Here is a 26,109-nt window from a genome sequence, read left to right as displayed (position 1 = left end):
CAAAGAAAGACTACAACTTCTTAATAATCAACGGGTTGAATTTAAACAAGAAAATACAACAAAAAAAATAATGTGCATAACAAAAACATAAGCGCTTTATTTTTAAGCTAATTTAAAAATCAGGAGCATTTTTTACTGGATTAGCATACATTTTTAAAACCATTTCTTGTAACTCAGAATCAATATTATTTAAACGTTGCGCAAACACCTCTTTATCAGCCTTATCGATACTCTCTAAATTAACTTTGGCTGCGATATAGTTTGACGGATGCAAATAATAATTTTTATAAATCTGTTTATCAATGGCCTTTGCAACTTCTTCTGCATCAGTAAAATCACCTTGTAATGGTTCTCCGAATGCTACGTGTACATGACCTTTTTCTCCAATCAAACCCGAAACGATACTTTCGATATCTTCAAACTCTGATTTTTTATATTCACCATATTTATTCTTAGTGTATAGCTCTTGTGCTTTTTGTTTATCACAAGCGTCAAATTCATAAGATATAGCTACGGGTACAATATTAAGCTGGTTAATATAATCAGAAAATTCTATCTTATTCTTCTTTCCATGAATATAAAACATCTTCACTATCGCAGGCTCTGTTTTATCAAAACCATCTTTAGCTCGCCCTTCTCGTTGTGCTATCCAAATACTACTATCACTTTTTAATGAGCTAAAAATATAATCGGATAAATGCAATAACGCTTTAAGCATTTCCCGAGGAGCACTAATAGAGCGCTTAACAATAAAACTTTTATTCATACGCATTAAGTCCGCAATAAAAGGCTTGCTTAATAAATTATCTCCGATAGCTACGCGCGCAGTTTTAAACTTTTCCGTAAATAAGGCTAGATTCATAAAGGCAGGATCCATCGCAATATCACGATGATTAGAAACAAATAAGTAACTCTTAGACACATCCAAATTCTGCAATCCTGAATAGGTAAATTGCGTGGTTGTGCCCTTGATCATATGTTGCATATATTGCCCCACCACTTTTTGAACCTCATCAATACTTGTAATACTTCCCCATTTATAAATAAAATAACGACGTAAAAGAGGCCTTAATAAGCAATGAGTAAATTTAGAAAATTTAGAAAAACGAAAACTAATAATGGCATTAATTAATTCATCGTTATTGATCAATCGTAAGATAGTCGCTTGGATCTCGTCATCATTATAAGGTCGAATATCACTAAATTTATCTGATGATGTTGGCATTTTTTTGCTCTCTATAAAATTAAGTGCGCATTTTACCTGCTTTCAGTGTAATTACCAAGTCGCTTTAAAAGGAATAACGCTTTGCAGACTAAATAGCGGTAATATTTTCACTCAATATTTTCTTCTAATTCATTCTCTAATGGAGAATAAATGTACCAAAAAGTTTAGATGTTATTGATGATACAAGTGAGCAGGCTGATATTTGTTACATTCTTCAGACAATAATATATTGCTCTGAGAGTGGCAATGATTTTCAACTCAACATTAACATTTCCTAGTGCAAGTGATTTCCTAGTACAAGTGAATTTATAAGGCCATATTTTTTTATAAAAAATTCACTTATACAATATAAAACAGAAGAATACACCGTTAAATATAATAAAATGATCTAAAAAAAATCTTAGCGTGAGCCTTCATAAAAAGATTCGGTTTTTTACATCTAGCGCCTTTGCGTATATTTATTCACAGATCCTAAATATATCAATAATAATTTGATTAGATTTCATATTAAAAATCACAAATATGTTAATTATTAATAGTACGCCATTTTTAATATTGTTAAATAAAAGTAAACGCATCACCATAAATATGACTCAGCTGTGCACCTTGTTTAATAAAATCTTCACGTGCGATTTTTGCCATTTCAAAGCGCCCAACAATATAAATATCAAACGCACTCAAATCAGGAAAATCATTAAGTACAGCCTGATGCACATACCCTTTATGTCCTTGCCAATTAACATCTGCCTGTTCGACTACTGGATGAAAAGAAATATTCTTATGTTGTTTTTCCCATTCTAATGCTTGCGTATTAAAATAAAGATGTGCGTATTCTTTAACGCCCCAATATAAATAAACAGGGTTTACTAGTTGTAATAGAACAATTTGTTCTAATAAAGATTTAACATACGGAAATCCAGTTCCGCCCGCCATTAAAATGATAGGGCGCGCTGACTTTTCTCGCAAAAAGGCTTCACCTAAACCAATTTCAACATCTATGGAGCCATCTTTTTTCATCTTTTCGATAACTTGCATAGCATACGTATTTTCAGGTGTTGCACCAATATGTAACTCAATCAATGGAGATGATGGCGCATTAGCAATTGAAAAGTGACGCTTATCTTTTTTTCCCATAAGCACCGACAAATATTGTCCTGCTTTATAAGAAACACTTTGCGGTGGCTTTAGAAAAACACGATACAAGGAGTGATTTAACTTCTCCATCAAGGTAACTTTACACGTGAATACAGACATTTACTTCTCTTCTTGTTTTTAACGAGTTGATAACATTATGACAGGATATTTAATTCTTGCCAAAGTGAATCTATTTTTTCTTGTACTTTTTTATCCATGGTTATCGGTATACCCCATTCTCTATCGGTTTCACCCGTCCATTTATTCGTTGCATCTAAGCCCATTTTAGAGCCTAAGCCTGACGTTGGTGACGCAAAATCTAAATAATCAATCGGAGTGTTTTCAATTAATGTTGTATCCCTGGAGGGATCCATGCGCGTGGTAATAGCCCATATTACATCATTCCAATCACGAACATTAATATCATCATCACAAACAATAATAAACTTGGTGTACATGAACTGTCGCAAAAAAGACCAAATACCCAACATAACCCGCTTAGCATGACCCGGATAGCGTTTTTTTATTGACACAATCGCCATCCGATAAGAGCAGCCTTCCGGTGGCAAGTAAAAATCAACAATTTCAGGGAATTGCTTTTGTAATATTGGTACAAAAACCTCGTTGAGTGCAACCCCTAAAATAGCAGGTTCATCCGGCGGACGTCCTGTATACGTACTATGATAAATGGGATCTTCGCGCATAGTGACATGGGTAACGGTCATTACTTGAAAATCATCTACTTCATTATAGTACCCGGTATGATCGCCATAAGGGCCTTCTGGTGCCTCTTCTCCTGGCATCAAATAACCTTCTAAAATAATTTCAGCGCTCGCAGGTACATCTAAATCATTACTAATACTCTTAGCTACTTTAGTGCGCGAACCACGCAATAGCCCCGCAAATGCATACTCCGACAACGTATCAGGAATCGGCGTAACCGCGGCTAAAATAGTCGCGGGATCTGCGCCTAAGGCAACAGATACTGGAAAAGGTTTTCCTGGATTTAACTCCTGCCATTCCCGAAAATCTATCGCTCCACCTCGATGCGATAGCCAACGCATAATAATTTTGTTTTTTGAAATCAGTTGCTGCCGATAAATACCTAAGTTCTGACGCTTTTTATAAGGTCCACGCGTAATGGTTAAACCCCATGTTATCAATGGGGCTACATCTCCTGGCCAGCATGTCATAATAGGTAGTTTTGTTAAATCAACCGCATCACCTTGCATCACTATTTTTTGACAAAGAGGATTACGCACTTTTTTCGTTGGCATATTTAAAATTTGCTTAAAAATAGGGAGTTTTTCCCACAGCGTTTTAATGCCTTTGGGTGGTTCCGGCTCTTTAAGATACGCCAACCACTCGCCCACTTCTCTTAATTGGGTAATATTTTCTTTACCCATTGCCATGGCGACTCGCTCTGTTGTACCAAAAAGATTCGTCAGCACTGGCATCTTATAGCCCTTGGGATTTTCAAATAACAAAGCAGGGCCACCCGCTTTTAAAGTACGATCCGAAATTTCCGTCATCTCTAAATGCGGATCTATTTCTTGCGAAATACGCTTTAATAAGCCTTTATCTTCAAGTCGTTCAATAAAATCACGTAAATCATCAAATTTCATAAAATCCCTCGGTACAGAAAAAAGTGAAAAAAAACGCTACATAAGTAGCGTCAATGGACTAAATCTAAAATAGATTTTATTTTGAGCGTTGATTCTTCATTGCACTAAAGAATTCACCGTTCGTTTTACTTAGGCCTAATTTAGAGATCATAAATTCTGTTGCGCCAATTTCACCCATTGGGTGTACTATTTGACGTAAGATCCACATACGTTGCAATTCATCAGATTTAGTTAACAACTCTTCACGACGTGTGCCTGAACGAATAATATCAATAGCTGGATAAATACGCTTCTCAGCTAATTTACGATTTAAGTGAATTTCACAGTTACCAGTTCCCTTAAACTCTTCATAAATAACTTCATCCATTTTGGATCCCGTATCTATCAAAGCAGTCGCAAGAATGGTTAAACTACCACCTTCTTCAACGTTACGCGCAGCACCAAAGAAACGCTTTGGACGATGTAAGGCATTCGCATCAATACCACCGGTTAACACTTTACCCGAACTTGGAACGACCGTATTGTAAGCACGCGCTAAACGTGTAATAGAGTCTAAAAGGATGACGACATCTTTTTTGTGTTCAACTAAGCGTTTCGCTTTTTCAATCACCATCTCAGCAACTTGCACATGTCTGCTTGCAGGTTCATCAAAGGTAGATGCGACAACTTCACCTCGCACTAAACGGCGCATTTCAGTTACTTCTTCTGGGCGTTCATCAATCAATAAAACAATTAATACCGCTTCAGGATAATTTATCGAAATACTTTGGGCAATGTTTTGCAAAAGCATCGTTTTACCCGCTTTTGGAGGCGCGACTATCAGTCCTCGCTGACCTTTACCAATCGGGGATACGAGATCTAAAATTCTAGCGGTAATATCTTCTGTACTACCGTTACCATTTTCAAGGCGAAAACGCTGATCAGGATGAATAGGCGTTAAATTTTCAAACAGAATTTTATTGCGAGAATATTCTGGTTTATTAAAATTAACTTTATTGATTTTTAACAAGGCAAAGTAACGTTCGCCATCTTTAGGCGGACGAATTTTCCCCTCAACACTGTCTCCAGTACGAAGATTAAAGCGCCTAATTTGACTTGGAGAAATATAAATATCATCAGGCCCAGCTAAATATGAGCAATCCGAGCTACGCAAGAAGCCAAAACCATCTTGTAATATTTCTAAAACACCTGCGCCGAAGATATCTTCTCCGCTTTTTGCATGGGCTTTTAAGATGGCAAAAATTATATCTTGTTTTCTTAGCCGCGCTAGATGCTCTAGCCCTTTACTTTCACCAAGTTTAACAAGTTGTGCGACAGATGTGTTCTTTAATTCGGTTAAATTCATAAGTGGTCTGTTTGAAGTGATAGATTGTTGTTTGAACATTGAATTGTTCAAAAGTTGAGTTGCTAAAGGTAACACTAAAAATGACAATAGTCTAGATTGGACTTATTGCAAGTCGCAATTTATCCAATCTTTTCTTGTTTTTAGATGTTTGCATCCAAAAATTCAACCAATTGAGTTTTTGATAATGCGCCAACTTTCGTTGCAGCTACTTTACCATCTTTGAAGAGAAGTAACGTAGGAATACCGCGAATACCAAACTTTGGTGGCGTCGCATTATTTTCGTCAATATTTAATTTGCCGATAGTAACTTTACCCGCATATTCGGTCGCTATTTCACTTAGAATAGGGGCTATCATTTTGCAAGGTCCACACCACTCAGCCCAAAAGTCAACTAGAACAAGGCCCGTTGCATTAAGGACATCAGTGTCAAAACTCGCATCAGTTAAAGTTACGATATTATCGCTCATTTTTCTCTCCAGAAAGAATTAATTTGTTAATTTATAATGACTATAACGGTAAATGTACAACTTAACTATTTATTATATTTTTTCTCTGCATCTGTTCACAGTTTTGAGTGGGTTGTCTACCATTCTATTGATTATTAACGCTTCTTCAGCTAGCAATAAACATGAATAATGCATGTAGGCATGAATCTTTCTACGCAGATAATGAGAGCTTCCATGACAAAAAAAATCACCACACCGTTACTTATTCTACTCGCGAGTGTTTTTGCGATGACCCCTTTTGCGATAGACGGATATCTACCTGCAATTCCCACTATCGCACATGAATTGAGTGTCAATACGTCTTTGGTTGCCGTTAGTGTCAGCCTTTACATATTAGGCCTCGCTATTGGACAAATTATTGGAGGTCCTTTATCCGATCAATACGGTCGTATGAAAATAATGGTGGCAGGACTTCTCATTTTTGCTCTCGGTAGTCTTTTTGTCGCAACGATTGAATCTTTAGAAATGCTTTGGATTTGGCGTATATTACAAGCCATTGGCGCAGGAATAGCAGTCGTTGGTGTCCCCGCGACAATACGCGACAATGCAGATGGAAAAGAAGCCGCTAAATTATTTGCTTTGATCTCTCTCATTATGATGATTGCGCCGAGCATTGCACCGGCATTAGGCACTTTAATTATGAAAGTGCTTAACTGGCGTTGGATATTTATATTACTTTCAATCATTGCGACGATAATCGCACTGTGTACAGTATTTATTATGCCCCCATCGAAAAAAAGAACGATCAATAAAAAAGAAACGGGTTATCTTAGCGTACTTAAAGAGCGCAGAGCATTAGGCTACCTAATAGCGCAAGCCTGTAGCTATACTATGCTAGTGGTTTTTCTTACTAATGCACCTTTTGCTTACATTGAATATTTTTCAGTAAATGAAACTATTTTTTCTGCGTTGCTTCTCACAAATGTTCTCGGACTTGTTATTATAAATAGGTTAAATAGCTTTTTATTACAGAGATTTAATCCAGAAACCCTCCTCAAAATCTTTCTTCTTATGCAACTATTTGGAGGTGTCATATTAATCAGCGCGATGCTTATTGATGCTCATAACATTTACTTTATTGTGCCCGGATTTATTGTTTCTATCGCCTCTATCGGTGGGATTTTGGCAAATAGTAATGCCTGCTTTATTAGTTATTTTAAAGAAAATGCGGGGGTAGCTTCCGCTTTACTTGGTGCAACCCAATATGCTTTAAGCGCGGGTGTTAGCGCGTTAGTTGCAATGCTAAGCATAAATTCCCTTTGGCCAATAGTATTAGCAATGTTTATTGCAACTGTCATTGCCTTATTTGGCGCCTATACTGGATCTCATTATCAGCGCAAACAAAATTTACTTAATACATGATTTAGCGTGTAGATGAATATATTTTTAAAATACAATAGCACCAATTAAAAAGGGTACTCTGTATATAATTTATCTCTTATTAGTATGCATTAAAGTGATAATGTTAAGCATTCAACAGATTAAAAACAAACCGATACCCCACACTAGAGATAAATTTTTCATCATTAGTATATGATGTACATTGAATGACAAGGCCCATATAAGCTGTTATGCTTCGCGAATGAATAAAACACATCTAAGTAAAATAAAATTTATAGATCTTCCTCTTCAGGAAAGTCTTCTTTCAGCCTTAGCAGAGCTAGGTTTTGAATATTGTACGCCTATTCAGGCGGTGTCATTACCGATCACTTTATTAGGTAAAGATATTGCAGGTCAGGCACAAACAGGTACAGGTAAGACCCTTGCCTTTTTACCTGCTATTTTTAATCACTTATTAATCAACAAAGAGCCTGAAAATCGCAAAAAAGATCAACCTCGTGCGATCATTTTAGCGCCAACACGTGAACTTGCTATCCAAATTCACAAAGATGCAATGATATTTGCAAGACATACAGATTTACGTTTAGGCTTAGCATACGGCGGTGAAAAAGTTGAAATTCAACGTAATAAACTTGAAAAAGGCGTTGATATATTAATTGGTACAACGGGTCGTATTATCGACTTTGTAAAGCAAGGCACACTCAATCTTAATAGCATCCAATGTGTTGTCCTCGATGAAGCTGATCGAATGTTTGATCTTGGTTTTATTAAGGATATTCGTTATCTATTTAGACGCATGCCTGAAGCTAAACAACGTTTAAATATGCTTTTCTCTGCGACGTTGTCTCATAAAGTTCAAGAGCTTGCTTTTGAACATATGAATTCACCAGAGCATATTCAAATTGAACCAGAAAGAATGACTTCTGAAAATATCTCTGAAGAGCTTTTCTACCCTTCTAATAAAGAGAAAATGCACTTGTTGCTAACTCTAATGGAAGAAGAATGGCCAGAAAAAGCGATTGTTTTTGCTAATACTAAGCATACTTGTGAAAAAGTATGGGGTTACTTGGCAGGTGACGGCCTACGTGCAGGATTACTAACGGGTGATGTACCACAAAAGAAACGTGAAAAAATATTAAGCCAATTTACCAACGGCGACATTGACGTTTTAGTGGCAACTGATGTTGCCGCACGTGGACTACATATACCCAAAGTGTCCCATGTATTTAACTTTGATCTTCCTGATGACTGTGAAGATTACGTGCATCGCATTGGTCGAACAGGTCGCGCGGGTGAAAAAGGTCTTGCTATCACTTTAGCATGTGAAAGATATGCCTTTAATTTACCTGAAATTGAAGCCTTTATTAAACATTCTATTCCTGTCAGTGAATATGATACAGATGCCTTAATAAAAACACTGCCAAAAATGATCGTCACAAAATATAAAGCTCATCCTAATCGACGTAAAGATAATTATCATCGAGAACACAAACGCTGAAAATAATGAATAAACGCTATACGATTATTGATCTTGGCTCAAATAGCTTTCATATGCTAACGGTGCTCAAAGAACAAAATGGTTTTAGCGTTTTTTCTAAACATAAAGAAAAAGTCAGATTGGCGTCAGGCCTAGATTATCAACACAACCTCAATTTAGAAACCATGCAAAGAGGTTGGCAATGTTTACAGCAATTCAGAAATGAACTTGATAAGTTACAACCTTATAAAATATTAATAACTGCAACCGCAGCATTACGCTTAGCAAATAACAGAAATGATTTTCTACAAAAAGCAGAAGCTATTTTAAAAACACCTATTCGCTTAATTTCTGGTATTGAAGAAGCTGAAACCATTTATCACGGCGTTGTCTTTACCGAAAAAGTACAGAAACAACTCTTAGTCATCGATATTGGTGGTGCAAGCACAGAGTTAATTATAGGAAAAAACACTAAAATATTTAACTCTACAAGTTTACATATGGGGTGTGTTACATGGCTCAATACTTATTTTAGCGATGCCAAATTAAACTCAGCGAACTTTGACAGTGCAATTCTTGCTGCTAAAAAAATACTTGCAACATCTATTTCCGATTACAAAAAACAAGGCTGGTCATTATGTATGGGAGCCTCTGGCACAATACAAGCTATCAATGAGATTAATGTAGAGCAAAACACCTGCAAAAAAATTGATATTGCTTTCTTATATCAGCTCAAAATGCAACTAATGGCCTGTAAAACTATCGAACAAATCTCTATTTATGGCTTAAAAAAATCTCGGATTGCGGTTTTTAGTGCTGGAATAGCTATCTTGATAGCTATTTTTGAATGTTTAGACATCAAAGAATTAAAAGTATCACAAGGTGCCTTACGTGAAGGGTTAATAAGCCAACTTTTTAAAAAATAAAAAACTCCATCCCCTAAATTCAATGAAATATTGACCTCTTATCGGTCTTTTTATCTAAAGTAATATAGAAGAAAACAATTAGATGTCTTCTTCTATATTAAAGTAAATTAGCTCTTCTCATGTAAGAGCCGATGCTCTGCTTCTTTTAAAGCAAACTCTATTTGCTCAGGAGCAACGCCACCTAATGCTTTACGTGCATTTAATATCGATTGAAGCATTAAAACAATATAAACATCATTTTCTATTAATGGTGTAAATTTTTTAAACTCTAATAAGGTTAAATCCTCTAATGCCACGCTTTTTTGTATAGCAAATAGGACTATTTCTCCGACCATCTGATGCGACGCTCTAAATGGGACTCCTTTTTTAACTAAATAATCAGCTAAATCTGTAGCATTAGCATAGCCACCTTGAGCTGCTTTCTCTGTACGCTCTACATTTACTTTAATATCAGCTAATACAATAGATGCAATTGCAAGGCAATCTTGCCATGTGTCTAACGCATCGAAAAGTCCTTCCTTATCTTCTTGCATATCTTTATTATAAGCAAGCGGTAAACCTTTTAACGTCATTAGCATACTTGCTAACGAGCCAAAAACTCTTCCCGATTTACCACGAATAAGCTCCATCGCATCTGGATTTTTCTTTTGTGGCATTAACGAGGATCCCGATGTCACTTGATCCGACATTTCAACAAATGCAGCTTCACCACTATTATAAAAAATAAGATCCTCAGCCATCCTAGATAAATGCGACATGGATAGCGCAGCACAACTCATTAGTTCGATTACATGATCTCTATCTGCCACCGCATCTAAACTATTACGCGTCGCACTTTTAAACCCTAAGTCATACGCCAAAGCCGTTCTATCTATTGCATATGCAGTTCCCGCTAACGCCCCACTACCCAGAGGACAGGTATCTAATCGAGACAAACAATTTTCTAAACGACTTTTATCGCGTTCAAGCATTTCAACATACGCTAAACACCAATGCGAAAAGGTTACTGGTTGTGCCCGTTGTAAATGTGTATATCCAGGAATAACAACATCTTGATTCAAACGAGCCAATTTGACTAACGTCGCCTCTAACGTCTGCAATTCTTGTCTTAATGCAAAACCTTTTTTCTTACACCAGAGTTTTAAATCGGTTGCAACCTGATCATTACGGCTTCGCCCCGTATGCAGTTTTTTACCTAAATCACCCAATTTATCAATTAATTGAATTTCCACCCAAGAATGAATATCCTCAGCCGTAGAGTTTAATATTTCCTGGTTATCATGTAAGACCAAAACCAAGAGATCCTGCAATGCAGATTCTAATTTTAATTGCTCATCATTACTTAAAACCTGCACACTTAATAACGCTTTTGACCACGCTATCGAGGCTATAATATCTTGCTCGGCAAGGCGATAATCAAAACGTAATGAATCATTAAACATTTTGAATTTTACATCTGCTTTTCCACTAAATCGTCCACCCCATAGTGCCATACTGTGCTCCTACGCTAAGATTATTTTCTAAAAAAGTGATTAATAGTTCAGTCTATACAGTAACCTACAATCTAACCTAGTTCAAAGTTTACCTCTCCGTCAATTTAAAACTTATCAAAACAAATATTTAAATATATATTGGATTTAAATAACAAGCGCGTAATTTGTTCTCTGTAATCCCCCGATTTATAACGCTTATATTAAAATATTTTTTACATTGGGATAAAGCTCACTTTAACTTTTGATTGATATTTATAATATGTCACCTTAAATAATAAATAAGGTACTGAAAAATGCATATTGTAGAACGTTTCTTAGGTTACACTCGAATTAATACGACCACTAACCAAGAACAAGGAAGCCTCGGCATAATGCCCTCAAGCGATGGTCAATATAAATTAGCGACTCTGGTTAAATGTCAATTAGAGTCATTAGGTTGTATTGATATTACGCTTCATGATAATGCAATCTTAAATGCAACTTTAGCTTCCAATTCAAATAAAAATTTGCCCACTATCGCTTTCTTTGGCCATCTAGATACCAGTTCTGAATGCACGGCTGATACACATGCTAAAATTGTACAATATAATGGTGGTGATATTTCTCTCTCCGAAAATATAACTCTGTCTTTACAACAATTTCCTGAGCTTGCTCATTATACTGGCCAAGAAATCATCGTAACCGATGGAACATCATTATTAGGCGCGGATGATAAAGCAGCTATCGCAGCCATATTAAATGCCTTACAATTTTTTCAAGACAACCCTCAGATTGAACATGGAAAAGTTCAAATTGTATTCCTTCCCGATGAAGAGCAAGGCCTTTTAGGTGCAAAAGAATTTAATGTCAAAGAATTAAATGCTGATTTCGCCTATACAATCGATGCGGGTCCAATTGGTGAATTTATTTATGAAAATTGGAATGCAGGTAATGCAGTTGTTACTTTTACAGGCCAATCTGCACATCCAATGAACGCCAAAGGCAAACTTGTCAATGCACTCCTACTTGCAAATACTTTTATAACTCAATTCCCCAGCGAAGAAAGACCTGAATGCACCGATGCACGTCAAGGATACTACTGGATGAAAAAAATGGTGGGCAACTCTGCAAAGACAGTACTAAATATCGACATCCGAGATTTTACTGAGGATGGATATAAACAACGTAATGAATATGTGCGTAAACAAGTAGAGATTTTTAATCAAAATAATAATGATAGAGCACATTTAACTCTCACAGATCGCTACAGTAACGTACTTAATTTTTTGAAAAATTCAACATTGCCGATTGATCTTGCCATAAGTGCCTATAAAGACAACAACATTAACCCTAATATTGTTGCCATGCGGGGCGGATATGATGGTGCTGTTCTTTCCCAAAAGGGTTTACCGTGCCCTAATCTATTTACGGGAGCGCATAATTTCCATTCGATCTTTGAATATTTACCCGTACCTTCATTAATCGCCGCCAGCAATGTAGTACAAAGCATAATAATGAACCTCACAGCACATGAAAGGGTTTAAACATGGTGCAGTTATTATTGGTTTTAGCAGTAATAATCTTTACTGCCTCAATGATTTTAAAGGGATATAAAGCAGAACTTACGTTGTTATTAGGTGGGATGATCTTGATTTTTTCCACTCTAATTTTCGGCTGGGGGGAGGTACTTCCGAATTCTGTTCACTCTACAAATTTTATTGGGTTTGAACCTTTTAGGTATGTTCAATACTTAATGGGCTACCGCGCAGGGACTTTAGGCCTGATGATCATGTCATTGGTCGGTTTTGCCAATTATATGAACCATATTGGTGCAAATGATGTGGTGGTAAGGCTTGCGACAAAAACATTAAAACATATTACAAATAAAAAGATCATGCTCTTCTGTGCATATTGTATGGCAAGTGTATTACAACTAGCAATTCCTTCTGCTACAGGCCTTGGTGTTCTATTAATGGGTACTCTGTTTCCAGTTTTATTGGCTCTGGGTCTTTCACGGGGTAGTTCAGTCGCTATTATTGCCAGCTCTCTTGCCGTCAGCTATACACCCACTGGTATCGATGCGATTCGGGCAAGTGAAGCTTTAAATATGGATTTAATGACCTATATTTTTAACTACCAAGCACCAACATCGATAGCGACTATGATTGTAATTGGTTTTATGCATATTATTTGGCAGTCTCATCTCGACAAAAAACATCCTGAACAATTTGAAAAAATATCCAACACCAAAAGCAAAGAGATCGGAAAGCTTGCTCCAAGCTATTATCTGATACTCCCTTTATTACCGATTATCATGGCAGTCATCTTTTCAAATCTAATTATGTCAAATATTAATATTGATGTGACAACCATCGTTTTTATAGCAATGTTCATTTCGATTCTATGTGAATGCTTTACTCAAAAAACACTTAAAACCATTTTTAATGATTTTGGCGTGTTCTCCAAAGGAATGGGAAATGCCTTTAATCAAGTTGTTTTCTTATTGGTGGCTGCAGGCGTTTTTGCTCATGGCATCCAAGCCACAGGCGCAATATCAAACCTAATTATCATGGCTAAATCTATTGGTTTACCGAGTGTTGCTATGACGTTGGTTTTTGCAGTTATTACGTTGGTTGCAGCCGTGATTATGGGCTCGGGTAATGCCCCTTTCTTAGCATTTGTCGAATTAATCCCTAATATCGCATCGAGTATGGGGGCGAATATGCCTGCGATGCTAATGCCTATGCAACAAGCATCCGCAATGGGCCGATCAATGTCCCCTGTTTCTGCTGTCGTGATTGCGTCTGCAACGGGCGCCAAACTTAGCCCCTTTGAAGTCGTACAACGAACATCTGTTCCCGTTTTAGTTGGCTTTGTATTTCATTTTATAATCGTTTATCTATTTTATAGTTGATTTTTTAGAGTCTATTACCAAATATATGCAAAAGGCCCTCATGATCGAGATGAGGGCCTTTTGCATATTAACGAGATAACAAACGATTATAAGCACCTACTTGAATTGTTTTTTTGCACTTTCATTAAGCTTTCTTATCCGACTTGATAACGAATATAAACGAATAAAACCTTCTGCATGACTTTGATCATAGACATTATCATCCCCAAAAGTAGCAAAAGTTTCAGAATATAAACTATTTATTGAGTCTTTTTTGACAGCAACAGCTTGTCCCTTATAAAGGCGTATAACTACTTCACCATTGACATAACTTGCAAGTGATTCAGACGCGGCTAATAACGATTCACAAAGTGGTGTAAACCAGCGCCCATCATAAACTAAATGAGCAAATTCTTGCCCAATTTTATCACGCCAACAACGTGATAATTTATCATGTACTAATTCATCAATTGCACGTAAGGCCGTAACCATGACTGTCCCTCCAGGTGTTTCATAACAGCCTCGAGATTTCATCCCTATCGTACGATTTTCAACGATATCAATTCTACCAATTCCATGTTTAGCTGCTTTGTTATTTAATAAAATTAACGCTTGATAAGGGGACAATGCAACACCATCGATTTTTGTCACTCTAGAATTTTCAATATGAAGATGCACATATTCTTCTTTATCTGGCGCTTGTAATGGATCAACTGTTAATGTCCAAACATCCTTGCAAGGGGCATTATTGGGATTCTCAAGAGCCCCTCCCTCATGCGAAATATGCCATACATTTGCATCTCGACTATAAATTTTAGTGCTCGTTGCACTCGTTTTAATGTGTCGCTTACTCAGATAATTTAATAAATCTTCGCGTGACACAAGATCCCATTCTCGCCACGGCGCGATAACTCGCAATTGTGGTGCAAGCGCAGCAAAACAACTTTCAAAACGGATTTGATCGTTACCTTTTCCTGTACAGCCATGACAAAGGGCATCCGCACCTACTTGCAACGCAAATTCAACTTGTGCCTTAGCAATAATAGGCCTCGCCATTGCAGTACCTAATAAATAAGTCCCCTCATAAACCGCATTTGTTGCTATGGTTGGGTAAATGTAATCTGATACGAACTCTTCTTTTAAATCAACAAGGTGGTACTCACTTGCTCCCGAAGATAACGCTTTTTTTTCTAATCCGATTAACTCCTCTTCACCCTGCCCGACATCAGCACAAAAAGCGATAACCTCACAATTGTCATAATTTTCTTTTAGCCACGGTATGATTGCAGAGGTATCTAAGCCTCCAGAATAAGCTAATACTACTTTTTTTACTTTATTCATTAATTAGCACCTCTTCAGTTATAACTTTATCAGACACCTACTCAGAAAAACAAAAGTGCATAATCATGCGAAGCATTGATTGTAATCTAAATTAATTCTTATATCTAAAACATCTATATAAATACGATGTCATGTATAAAAAAGTTGATGATAGATATTTATATGAATCAAAAAATGCAGGATGATGACTCTAAACTTCCTTTTGTTGAACACCCTCTCTTATGTTATTATTACGAAACACTTAAAACACCTAGCACAACACCTCAATCCAATAAATACTTATATTTCCCCACGATTTGAAGCCTATAAAGTGATTTCAAATAAATAAACGTGGCTTTCTTACACCGCTCGATTACAAATATTGTAAAAAAAACAAAATGAAATTTATCTTAGGTAAGATTGATTGAAGTCGCATTTGTGCTACGGTACGGCATGATCAAACAATGAGATATGCTTTTTTAAAAAAATCAGGAGCTTTATATGACAGAGCAATATGCAAATTTACGTAGTAATGTAAATTTATTAGGTCAATTATTAGGGAAAAGTATTGGCGAGCATTTAGGTGAAGAGTTCCTTGATAAAATAGAAGAAATTCGCCAACTTTCAAAATCATCACGAGCAGGTAATAAAAATGATGGTGATATTCTTATTCGTGTTTTATCCAATTTATCTGATACTGAACTAGTACCTGTTGCTCGAGCTTTCACACACTTTTTAAATTTAGCAAATATTGCAGAACAATTCCATGGTATTTCACGGCATGCTGAAAATGACAAAAATTCTCCTGACCCCATAATGGAAATGATCCAGAAGCTTAAGCAGTCCAATATAACTAAAGAAGATATGCAAAAAGCGATTAATGATTTATCCATGAACATGGTTTTAACCGCGCATCCCACTGAAATCACACGACGAACATTAATTCACAAACATATTGCGATTAATAGCTGCCTGAGCCACTTAGAAGCATCTGACATTTCAAATAATGAGCAAGATAGACTACTCAGCAGACTCGAACAATTAATTACTCAAGCATGGCATACCAATGATATTCGTAAAAAACGCCCTTCTCCTGTCGATGAAGCAAAATGGGGTTTTGCCGTCATAGAGAACAGCCTATGGGAAGCTGTACCTCTTTATGTGCGAGAGCTAGATAAAAAATTAAAATTAGGACTTGGCCTTTGTTTAGAAAAAGACGCCTCCCCTATTAATATCACCTCATGGATGGGAGGTGATAGAGATGGAAACCCTTTTGTAACAGCAAAAGTAACAGAAGAAGTCTTGCTCACCAGTCGTTGGGTTGCTATCAACTTATACTTAAAAGATATTCAACAGCTAACTGACGAATTATCCATGGATAATTGCGATGCCACCCTGCGTAATCTTGTCGGTGATGCAGATGAACCTTATCGCGCTATTCTACGTAAATTACGCATTGAATTAAAAGAAACACTAACAGCACTCAGCGCGAAATTACAAGGCCATAAAAGTGATGCACAAGACTTAATCACTCGAACCAAACAATTAAAAAATCCTATCTCGCTTTGTTATGAATCCCTTAAAAACACTGGTATGCATTCAATTGCCAATGGTTTTATTTTAGATGTTTTACGTCGCATTGCCTGCTTTGGTGTTAACTTAGTTAAATTAGATATTCGTCAAGATGGGGGACGTCATGCCGATACACTTTCTGAATTAACAACCTATTTAGACTTAGGCAACTACAACTTATGGAGTGAATCTAAAAAGCAAACGTTCTTATTAACGGAGCTAAATAGCAAGCGCCCTCTTATTCCACATAGCTGGACTCCTTCAGCTGAAACACAAGAAGTTTTAGATACTTTCGCCGTTATCGCTAAAACAGATCCCCAAGCTTTAGGCATTTATATCATATCAATGGCTCGCCAAGCCTCTGATGTTTTGGCGGTGCAGCTTCTTTTAAAAGAAACGAATTGCCCATTTAAAATCCCTGTCGCACCTCTTTTTGAAACATTAGATGATTTAAATAATGCCAAAATGGTGATGCAACGATTATTTGCTGTGGACTGGTATAAAAATTATATTAACGGCGAACAACATGTGATGATTGGTTACTCTGATTCAGCAAAAGATGCGGGGGTTATTGCCGCGAATTGGGCGCAATATCAAGCACAAGAGGCTTTGATTAAAATATGTGACGAAAATAGCATTCAACTGGTTCTTTTTCATGGCCGAGGAGGCACAATTGGCCGAGGCGGTGCACCAGCACATCAAGCTTTATTATCTCAACCTCCAGGATCATTAAAAGGAGGTTTACGTGTTACCGAACAAGGAGAGATGATCCGTTTTAAATTTGGATTGCCTAAAGTAGCTGTACAAAGTTTAAATCTATATACCGCAGCTATTTTAGAAGCAAATTTATTACCACCTCCAGCACCAAAACAAGAATGGCGCGACATAATGCACCAATTTGCGGAACAATCTTGTCAAGAATATCGCCACTTTGTGCGTGAAGAGCCCGATTTCCTACCTTATTTCCGTAGTGTCACACCAGAGCTCGAACTGGGGAAATTAGCCCTTGGTAGTCGCCCTGCGAAACGTAAAAAAAATGGTGGCATTGAAAGTTTACGCGCTATTCCATGGATTTTTGCTTGGAGCCAAAATCGTTTAATGCTACCAGCATGGCTTGGCACAGGAGGACCATTAAAAACATTATTAGATGAGGGCAAAAAAGAATTATTACAAGAAATGTATTGTCAATGGCCGTTCTTCCATACACGTTTAGAAATGTTAGAGATGCTTTTCTTAAAAACCGATGCGGGATTAACAAAATTCTATGAAGAGCGCCTAGTACCTAAATCTTTATGGCCATTAGGACAGCGTTTGCGCGATAATCTAACTCTCACACAAAACGTGCTTTTAGAAACGATTCCAGAGCATAAGTTAATGCAAGAGCGACCTTGGATAAAGAAATCAATTTCTTTACGTAATCCTTACGTTGATCCGCTTAATATGCTCCAAGCAGAGCTCCTTTCTCGGTCTCGCGCTAATGGTGACACTATTTGCCCCGTAATCGACCAAGCTTTAATGGTTACAATTGCAGGTATTGCTGCCGGATTACGCAATACAGGTTAAATTACAATCCACTCTACTAAAAATAAAAAAGGCTCTCTAGAGCCTTTTTTAATTTAAAGAGAAGCCTCGATAAATAAACACGATAATGTCTCTACGAATGGGGAACTTTAACAAAAAAAATATTTAAGGGTTTGGCCTTAGCTCTATCCTTGAGATAGAGCTCCGCTTATTTAAATCAACAGACTTTACTGTTAACATAAGAAAAGTATCCCTACTAAGAGCCTATAATGATAAATAATGAAAAAAGAATACGATTGGATACTTTAGGCCTACGTTGCCCAGAACCTATTATGCTTATCCGAAAAAAAATAAGGAGCATGCAAGCGGGTGAACTACTGTATGTTTTAGCCGATGATCCCTCAACCACTCGAGATATTCCCAGCTTTTGCCGTTTTATGGATCATTCTCTGATTGAGACAAAAACAGAAAGCCCTCCCTATCAATACTTAATTCGTAAAGGCAATCATTAAATATAATTGCCTTTTGTATTCTTCAAACTATAACGGATAACCGTTTGGATTAGTAACTTGCCAGCGCCATGTATCTTGCATCATCGCGGTTAAGCCTCGACTGGCAGACCAATTCAACTCTATGCGCGCCTTTTCAGGATCAGCATAACAACTCGCAATATCACCTTCGCGCCGAGCTGAAAATTGATACGATATTCTTTTACCACTCGCCTTTTCAAAAGCATGTATCATTTCTAAAACAGAGTAACCTTTACCCGTGCCTAAATTATAAATGGACACACCCTTTGTATTTTTTATCTTATCCAGTGCTTTTAAATGTCCTAATGCCAAATCAACGACATGAATATAATCTCGTATCCCAGTGCCATCGCATGTTTGATAATCATTACCAAATATCGTTAATATATTTAATTTACCGACAGCAACCTGCGCAATATAAGGTAGCAAGTTATTAGGTATTCCATTAGGATTTTCACCAATAAGACCTGAAATATGTGCGCCTACTGGGTTAAAATAACGTAAAATAATAAATGCCCAACGCGGATCAGATTTTGCGACGTCTTGTAAAACCATCTCGACCATCCTTTTTGAAGTACCATAAGGATTTGTTGTCGCCCCCACTGGAAAGTGTTCTTTAATCGGTAAATGGGAGGGATCGCCATAAACCGTTGCAGAAGAACTAAAAACCAAATTAAAAACATTAGCATCAGCCATTGCATCCAACAAAGTTAACGTCCCCTGCACATTATTCTGATAATATAAAACAGGTTTTGCGACCGATTCACCTACTGCCTTTAACCCTGCAAAATGCATCACTGCTTGAATTTTATGTAGATGGAAAATCTTTGCTAAAAAATCTTTATCTAATATATCACCTTTATAAAATAGACAGCTTTTTCCCGTAATTTCTTTAATGCGGTATAATGACTCCTGAGATGAATTACATAAGTTATCAATAACAACAACGTCATAACCTGATTCTAATAATTCTAAAACTGCATGTGAGCCAATATAGCCAGCACCACCGGTCACCAAAATAGTCATAAAAAACCTTCTAAAAAAATAAAGAACAGGCATCATACTATATATGTATGTAAACAGGATAAAAATAAAGAAGAGATAAAAAATTTAATAGGTTAATAAATGTTGATTTAATAGAACGAAATGAGTTGTCGATAAACTTACATTACAAGTTGATTATTTAACGATTATGAAGATATATGTTAAAAATGGAGCGGCACAAGAGGCTCGAACTCTTGACCCCAACCTTGGCAAGGTTGTGCTCTACCACTGAGCTAGTGCCGCATTATCTTATCTACTTAGCTCTTAACATCTGGCGATGTATGCTTCGTATGGGGTGCGATTATAGACAGAGACACAATGAATGCAAGCTTTTTTTAGTTATTTTAAAAACAAACTAAGCGTTTGCTTTTTTTTTAAACAGACAGCCTACTGTCTGTTTAAAAAACCAACTAAAATTTAAAAAAACATTTTTTATAGTGCTGTAACTCTGAAATCGATTCGCGAATATCAGCAAGTGCCAAATGTTCACCTGATTTTTTATGCGCTTTAACCATTTCTGGAGCCCAACGAAAGCCTAACTCTTTTATACTGCTAACATCAATATTTCGATAATGAAAATAAGCTTCTAACTCAGGCATGTAACGCACTAAAAAACGACGATCTTGCCCTATGCTATTACCGCATAGAGGAGAAATCCCAGCTTCTGTCCACTCTTTTAAAAAATCCAACGTTGCTTGCTCGGCTTGAGCGCAATTAATACCACTATCCAACACGCGTTGCGTTAAACCTGAAGCACCATGGTGCTGAGTACACCAATTATCCATAGCATCCATGTGTTCTTGACTGGCATGTATAACACACGCTGGTCCTTCAGCTAGAATATTCAGTTCACTGTCCGTCACTATCGTTGCGATTTCAATAATAAGATCTGTTTCTGGGTTTAAGCCCGTCATTTCTAAATCTATCCATATAAGATTTTTTTTATTCATGCTAGTTGTGATCCTTTTCTCGACAAGAAAATACTCTTTTGCTCAATATGTTAAAAAATATAGTATGATACTGTATTAACACAATCAGCGATAGCAAAGGGTACCTTGTGGCCAAAAAGAAAAAACTAAGCAAAAATCAAGTTCGACGTGTTCAACAAAACCATAATAAACGTTTGAAAAAGAATAATGACAAACAGTGGGATGAATCAGAACTTGGCCCTCAACTTCAAGGTGTTGTGATCAGTCGCTTTGGACAACATGCAGATATTGAAGATGATAAAGGCAATATAGAACGGTGTAATTTACGTCGTTCTATCAAGTCGCTGGTAACTGGTGACCGCGTTGTATGGCGAGCTGGAAATGAAGCTTATCGTGGCATAAGTGGCATTGTAGAAGCGGTGCATCCACGTGATACAGTTTTAACTCGCCCCGATTATTATGATGGTATAAAACCTATTGCTGCAAATATAGATCAAATAATTATTGTGAGCTCTATTGCACCAGAATTTTCACGAAATATTATCGACCGCTACATTATTGCTTGTGAAGATATTGGTATCACACCAATTATCGCCTTAAATAAAACGGATCTTCTCGATAAGGAAACCGCAGAAAAAATTGATAAAGAGTTACTCTGCTACCAAAATATCGGTTACCAAGTACTATATTGCTCAATGTTTGGTGATGGACTCGACAAATTAAAAGCCGTTATGAAAGATAAAGTCAATATATTTGTAGGCCAATCAGGTGTAGGTAAAACATCCCTACTCAATATGCTACTGCCCGAAGTTGACGCTACGACAGGGGAAATATCCGAGGGTTCCGGTCTTGGTAAACATACCACCACCACCGCTCGTTTATATCATTTTGCTGACGGAGGCGATCTTATCGATAGCCCTGGAATACGTGAATTTTCATTGTGGCATTTAGAAGCCGAGCGTATTGCCACTGGCTTTGTTGAATTTAGAGAGTATCTAGGCACTTGTCGATTTAGAGATTGTAAGCATAAAACAGATCCCGGTTGCGCGCTCATTGAAGCCGTACAACAAGGGAAAATAGACAAGGCAAGATATGCCAGCTTTATTCGAATATTAGAAACGATGGATGATGCAAAAAATGCACGTCATCGCAATCCCAATACTTATTAAAGAGAAAATTATGCTTGAGAAACTAAAAATCATGAGCCAATATATTTTACCGAAGCATTTACTCTCACGCTTAACAGGTAAAATGGCTGAGGCCAAAGCAGGTAAATTCACAACGTTCTTAATTAAACGCTTTATTGCCCAATATGACATTGACATGAGTGAAGCAAAGCACTCTGATGCAGAACATTTTGTCACCTTTAATGATTTTTTTACTCGAGAGTTAAAATCGGGCATCCGCCCTATTGTTGACGGAGATAACAATCTAGCGATTCCAGTTGATGGCAAAGTGAGCCAGCAAGGCGATATTAAAGAAGGGCGTATTTTCCAAGCAAAAGGTCATGATTTTAGTTTGCGAGAATTATTAGGAGGAAAAGACACTATTGCAGCACCTTTTGAAAAAGGTGTTTTTTCTACTATTTATTTAGCCCCTAAAGATTATCATCGCATTCATATGCCGATTACGGGGAAACTTGAAAAAACCATTTTTATCCCTGGCGACCTTTTTTCTGTTAATCCACTTACCGCTGAAAATGTGCCTAACTTATTTTCGCGTAATGAACGCGCGGTTGCGATTTTCTCTACGGCATGTGGCCCAATGGCAATGGTTCTTGTTGGCGCAACGATTGTTGCCAGTATTGAAACCGTGTGGAGTGGTACATTAAAAGGTAAAGATATCCAATACTGGGATCATAGCACTGAAAATATTGTCCTTGAAAAAGGTGCAGAGATGGGCTGCTTTAAACTTGGTAGTACTATCATTGCAATCTTTTCTGAAAATTCAGTTGAGTTATCCGCTGCATTATCATCAGGTTCAGCCACTCGCTTAGGAGAATTTTTTGCCTGCATTAAAGCCAAATAAAAAATAATATGGCTTGCTTATACGTTGCCATTTTTTATTTATTTGATAAGGATAAATCAGCGCTTAATACATTTGTTTTCCGACCGTTTAATACAAAGGTACTGCTTAAATGATGTCTATTCTGCAATTACGCTTGATTTGGCGACGCTTATCACTACGCTTAAGTTGGCCTGCCATGTTGTTTTTAGTGATGGCTCAATCTTTTGTCACCTATTTACTGTTTTGCCTCGCGGGTGAAGATGCGCTCGTCGCCAACCCCATTGAATTTATCTACTACAACATGGTCGTAGTTTCTACCGTAGGCTTTGGCGATTTAAGCCCTAGTACCGACTTAGGTAAAGCTATTGTATCTTTTTATCAAATTCCCTCTGGGCTTATTATTTTTGCCTCTTTCATTAGCAAAATGACACAATTATTTATTGATATAGCGAGACGTAATATGCACGGTAATAATGATTTTTCACACTATCAACAGCATATATTATTATTGTGCTGGGATAAATATTCCACCGCGCAGATAATCGCACTTATTTTAGCCGATAAAAAACGTCGCCATCGAGATATTTTACTATGTGTCACCGATGATATGGAAAACCCTTTTCCCGAAATCACAGAAATTTCTTTTGTAAAAATAAGTAGTTTTTCAGATGCTAAAGAGCTTGAAAGAATTGCATTAAAGGAAGCTGCGCGTATTATTATTAATGGTAAATCTGATGATGAAACCTTATCCATCGCCTTAAGTATTGCCACAAATAGCGATAATAAAGCTAATATTTCGGCTCATTTTTTTGACAAAGAAAAAGCCAAATTACTTAAAACTCATTGCCCTCAGATAGAATGTAGCCTCGACAATAGCGCTCAAATGATGGTGCGTAGTATGCAAGATCCAGGCTCGAGTCAAGTGGCTGCCCAGTTATTTTCTACCCTTCGAGGCGCAACATTATACTGCTTGCAAGTACCTCAAGGCACTCCCTCTTGCCTTTTCTCCGATCTGTTTACTCATTTAAAAAAACAGCATCAAATGATATTAATTGCGCTAAGTTCCTTTAAAAATGGTGATGAAATGCAACTTAATCCGCATAAAGATGTACAAGTAAAAGCAGGCGACCACCTGCATTATATTGCAGATGAACGTTTTTTCGCCGAAGAGCTTTTATGGCTGGATAAAAAATAAGAGCTTGCTATACTCCGCGTTTTTTATGCTAAGCATAAAAAACATTAGCCGCCTCTAAAGAGAGTGAACTTCTGACCCTAAATAAGGATTATTTAAGGTCGATATGAATGTTATATACAAACAATGGAAAACAACATGTTCAACCACCGCTATTCCTTACTGACTATAATTTTTTCTTGCGCCCTGTGTAGCTCGCTCGCAGTAGCAGAGACTTATCGCGAGACCAACCCCCATGACGATATCGTCATCTCGGCTAGCCTAGTCGAGACCAAGCGGGTCGAAAGTGGTAGCTCTATTGTCGTTTTAGATGAGCAATATATCAAAGATAACCAAGCCCGTACTGTCAGCGAATTATTACAAGATATCCCAGGCGTCACAGTGAGTAAAAGCGGAGGTGTAAGCTCTGTCTTTATTCGTGGAGCAAACTCTAATCAAACCTTAGTCATTATTGATGGTATTGAAGTTAACGACCCTACGAGTATCAATGGTGGATTTAACTTTAGCTCTTTAATGGCGATTAATATTGAACGAATTGAAGTGCTAAAAGGATCTCAAAGTGCATTGTGGGGCAGTGATGCGATGGGAGGCGTCATTAATATTACCACTAAAAAAGGAAGCTCAGGCTTTAACCCCAGCTTTTTTGTTGAAGGGGGCAGTAACCAATATCATCTGCAATCTTTTAATATAAATGGCGCTAATAAACGCAGTTATTACTCCTTCTCAGGAAGTAATATACAATCAAATGGGATCAGCACAAAAATTGAAACAACCGGTGGTAATGAAAACGACGCTTATAAAAATCAAACGCTAGCAATGAAAGTGGGACATGACTTTAATAAGACATTTAGTTTGGATGCCATGTTACGTTATAGTAGCGCCAAAAATGATTACGACGGTTATCCCGGTACCGATGCCTTAAATAATGATGGTTATTTTTCAAGCACCAAAGAACAGTCAGGTAAAATAAATGCACATTTAAATTCACTCGACCAAAAATCAAAAAACAGTTTATCCTTGAGTCGCTCATCCTACAATAGTAATGATAATAATCCCTCTTCAAGCTCTTCTAATAGTGGCGCTAAAAACAAAGTCACAATACAAAGTGATTATTATTTCACCACGCAAACGTCTTATACACAACGCTTAAGCTTTGCAGGAGAATATGAACATGATAATTACCAGAGTTGGAGTATGTCACAACACCAAGATATGAAGGCTTCGGCTCTTGTGCTTGAATATGCAGCCGATTGGAATAAAAGTATATTTTTTAGTTTAGCCGCACGGCAAGATTTTAACGATCGCTTTACTAACACACAAACATACCATGCCGATATTAGCGCTTGGATAAGCGATGGGACTCGCCTACATAGTAGCTTGGGCACGGGTGTTAAGAACCCTAGTTTTGGACAATTATATGGATATAATGCAAGTGAATGGGGTGACTATCATGGTAATCCCGATTTGAAGCCAGAAAGAAGTACCAGCTGGGATATGGGTATTGAATATAATTTTGCCAGTCGTGATGCGTATGTTGATTTAACCTATTTTGATTCGCGTTATACGGATATGCACATTTATGAAAATAACACCTATATAAATAAAGATAGGGCAACGTCACGAGGGATTGAATTGACAGGGTACTTAAATATTTCAGATAGGCTACGTGTTAATAGCGCTTACACCTATAATAAAACCCTAAATAATGACAATAATGCGCTGGTACGTCGACCAAAAAACAGTGCGAATATAAATGCAAACTATCAATACACCGAAAAATTAAGTGCAAATATTGGCTTACGTTATATTGGTCAACGAATAGATAGCGGTGATGTCAACTTAAGCAGTTACAGCCTTCTTAATATCGCGGTTAACTACCAATTAACCGAACATATCTCACTACTTGGCCGTATTGAAAATGCTTTAAATAAAGATTATGTCGAAGTGTCGGGGTACGATACAGAGCCCCTAACGGCATATATTGGGTTTACGGTTAAATAAATAAAAGGGTGTTTATCTTCAAAGGTATAACACCTGTTTTTATAACGAC

General features: G+C 37.1%; 19 protein-coding genes, 1 tRNA gene and 1 pseudogene. 11 read left to right on the top strand and 10 right to left on the bottom strand.

Translation table 11 applies throughout. The features are described from left to right. Positions 1–112 precede the first annotated feature (112 nt). From B8W84_RS00960 to trxA, 5 genes are all read right to left on the bottom strand, one after another. The gene (locus tag B8W84_RS00960; RefSeq protein ID WP_094751470.1) at positions 113–1,225 is read right to left on the bottom strand and encodes a 1-acyl-sn-glycerol-3-phosphate acyltransferase; all 1,113 of its coding nucleotides are present in this window, start codon (positions 1,223–1,225) and stop codon (positions 113–115) included. Between the two features lie 558 nt (positions 1,226–1,783). Beyond that, positions 1,784–2,479 carry an NAD(P)H-flavin reductase gene (fre, locus tag B8W84_RS00955; RefSeq protein ID WP_094751469.1) on the bottom strand — a complete coding sequence of 232 codons (696 nt, stop codon included), beginning with the start codon at positions 2,477–2,479 and terminating at the stop codon, positions 1,784–1,786. 35 nt (positions 2,480–2,514) lie between these two features. Continuing rightward, positions 2,515–3,984: a 4-hydroxy-3-polyprenylbenzoate decarboxylase gene (gene ubiD / locus B8W84_RS00950; RefSeq protein ID WP_094751468.1), complete on the bottom strand. Its 1,470-nt coding sequence runs from the start codon at positions 3,982–3,984 to the stop codon at positions 2,515–2,517. Positions 3,985–4,060: 76 nt separating this feature from the next. After that, positions 4,061–5,329, bottom strand: coding sequence for a transcription termination factor Rho (gene rho, locus B8W84_RS00945; RefSeq protein WP_094751467.1), 1,269 nt, complete (start codon positions 5,327–5,329; stop codon positions 4,061–4,063). A 140-nt stretch (positions 5,330–5,469) separates the two neighbouring features. Continuing rightward, complete coding sequence (gene trxA, locus B8W84_RS00940) at positions 5,470–5,796, bottom strand: thioredoxin TrxA (protein ID WP_094751466.1); 327 nt, start codon at positions 5,794–5,796, stop codon at positions 5,470–5,472. Between the two features lie 213 nt (positions 5,797–6,009). Between trxA and B8W84_RS00935 the strand changes: the two genes are divergently transcribed. From B8W84_RS00935 to B8W84_RS00925, 3 genes and pseudogenes are all read left to right on the top strand, one after another. Then, complete coding sequence (locus B8W84_RS00935; RefSeq protein WP_094751465.1) at positions 6,010–7,197, top strand: multidrug effflux MFS transporter; 1,188 nt, start codon at positions 6,010–6,012, stop codon at positions 7,195–7,197. A 220-nt stretch (positions 7,198–7,417) separates the two neighbouring features. Beyond that, positions 7,418–8,632: pseudogene (rhlB, locus tag B8W84_RS00930) on the top strand (ATP-dependent RNA helicase RhlB); the annotation flags it as partial. 47 nt (positions 8,633–8,679) lie between these two features. Next, on the top strand, positions 8,680–9,579 hold the full coding sequence (locus B8W84_RS00925) for a Ppx/GppA phosphatase family protein (protein WP_094751463.1): 900 nt from the start codon (positions 8,680–8,682) through the stop codon (positions 9,577–9,579). 107 nt (positions 9,580–9,686) lie between these two features. Here the strand turns inward: B8W84_RS00925 and argH are convergent, their stop codons facing one another. Then, positions 9,687–11,072, bottom strand: a complete 1,386-nt coding sequence (gene argH, locus B8W84_RS00920) for an argininosuccinate lyase (RefSeq protein WP_094751462.1) — start codon at positions 11,070–11,072, stop codon at positions 9,687–9,689. A 293-nt stretch (positions 11,073–11,365) separates the two neighbouring features. Here argH and pepT point away from each other — a divergent pair, with 293 nt between their 5' ends. Both pepT and dcuC read left to right on the top strand, forming a co-directional pair. Beyond that, the gene (pepT, locus tag B8W84_RS00915; RefSeq protein WP_094751461.1) at positions 11,366–12,595 is read left to right on the top strand and encodes a peptidase T; all 1,230 of its coding nucleotides are present in this window, start codon (positions 11,366–11,368) and stop codon (positions 12,593–12,595) included. 2 nt (positions 12,596–12,597) lie between these two features. After that, on the top strand, positions 12,598–13,965 hold the full coding sequence (dcuC, locus tag B8W84_RS00910; protein WP_094751460.1) for a C4-dicarboxylate transporter DcuC: 1,368 nt from the start codon (positions 12,598–12,600) through the stop codon (positions 13,963–13,965). A 96-nt stretch (positions 13,966–14,061) separates the two neighbouring features. On the opposite strand, the gene B8W84_RS00905 is transcribed toward dcuC, so the two are convergent. Further along, positions 14,062–15,285, bottom strand: a complete 1,224-nt coding sequence (locus tag B8W84_RS00905; protein ID WP_094751459.1) for an argininosuccinate synthase — start codon at positions 15,283–15,285, stop codon at positions 14,062–14,064. 480 nt (positions 15,286–15,765) lie between these two features. Here B8W84_RS00905 and ppc point away from each other — a divergent pair, with 480 nt between their 5' ends. Beyond that, on the top strand, positions 15,766–18,399 hold the full coding sequence (gene ppc, locus B8W84_RS00900) for a phosphoenolpyruvate carboxylase (RefSeq protein ID WP_094751458.1): 2,634 nt from the start codon (positions 15,766–15,768) through the stop codon (positions 18,397–18,399). Between the two features lie 227 nt (positions 18,400–18,626). Beyond that, on the top strand, positions 18,627–18,869 hold the full coding sequence (gene tusA / locus B8W84_RS00895) for a sulfurtransferase TusA (RefSeq protein WP_094751457.1): 243 nt from the start codon (positions 18,627–18,629) through the stop codon (positions 18,867–18,869). 27 nt (positions 18,870–18,896) lie between these two features. Here tusA and galE read toward each other — a convergent pair whose 3' ends face one another. The 3 genes from galE to orn all read right to left on the bottom strand — a co-directional run bounded on the left by galE (position 18,897) and on the right by orn (position 20,881). Beyond that, positions 18,897–19,913 (bottom strand): UDP-glucose 4-epimerase GalE, encoded by a 1,017-nt coding sequence (gene galE / locus B8W84_RS00890; protein ID WP_094751456.1) that lies wholly within the window; start codon positions 19,911–19,913, stop codon positions 18,897–18,899. A gap of 186 nt (positions 19,914–20,099) precedes the next feature. Further along, positions 20,100–20,174, bottom strand: a tRNA-Gly gene (locus tag B8W84_RS00885). Between the two features lie 167 nt (positions 20,175–20,341). Then, entirely contained in the window at positions 20,342–20,881 is a 540-nt protein-coding gene (gene orn / locus B8W84_RS00880) for an oligoribonuclease (RefSeq protein ID WP_094751455.1), read from the bottom strand. Between the two features lie 107 nt (positions 20,882–20,988). Here orn and rsgA point away from each other — a divergent pair, with 107 nt between their 5' ends. The 4 genes from rsgA to B8W84_RS00860 all read left to right on the top strand — a co-directional run bounded on the left by rsgA (position 20,989) and on the right by B8W84_RS00860 (position 26,060). Continuing rightward, positions 20,989–22,029 carry a small ribosomal subunit biogenesis GTPase RsgA gene (rsgA, locus tag B8W84_RS00875; protein ID WP_094751454.1) on the top strand — a complete coding sequence of 347 codons (1,041 nt, stop codon included), beginning with the start codon at positions 20,989–20,991 and terminating at the stop codon, positions 22,027–22,029. 10 nt (positions 22,030–22,039) lie between these two features. After that, the gene (gene asd / locus B8W84_RS00870) at positions 22,040–22,888 is read left to right on the top strand and encodes an archaetidylserine decarboxylase (protein WP_094751555.1); all 849 of its coding nucleotides are present in this window, start codon (positions 22,040–22,042) and stop codon (positions 22,886–22,888) included. Between the two features lie 109 nt (positions 22,889–22,997). Further along, positions 22,998–24,062 (top strand): potassium channel family protein, encoded by a 1,065-nt coding sequence (locus B8W84_RS00865; protein WP_094751453.1) that lies wholly within the window; start codon positions 22,998–23,000, stop codon positions 24,060–24,062. 135 nt (positions 24,063–24,197) lie between these two features. After that, positions 24,198–26,060 (top strand): TonB-dependent receptor plug domain-containing protein, encoded by a 1,863-nt coding sequence (locus B8W84_RS00860; RefSeq protein WP_094751452.1) that lies wholly within the window; start codon positions 24,198–24,200, stop codon positions 26,058–26,060. The last annotated feature ends 49 nt before the right edge of the window (positions 26,061–26,109 follow it).

Source organism: Psychromonas sp. CD1 (genome assembly GCF_002239585.1).
In the GTDB taxonomy this organism is placed as follows: Bacteria; Pseudomonadota; Gammaproteobacteria; order Enterobacterales; family Psychromonadaceae; genus Psychromonas.
Note: the sequence above shows the minus strand (reverse complement) of the source record. Positions and strands in the feature narration are given on the sequence as shown.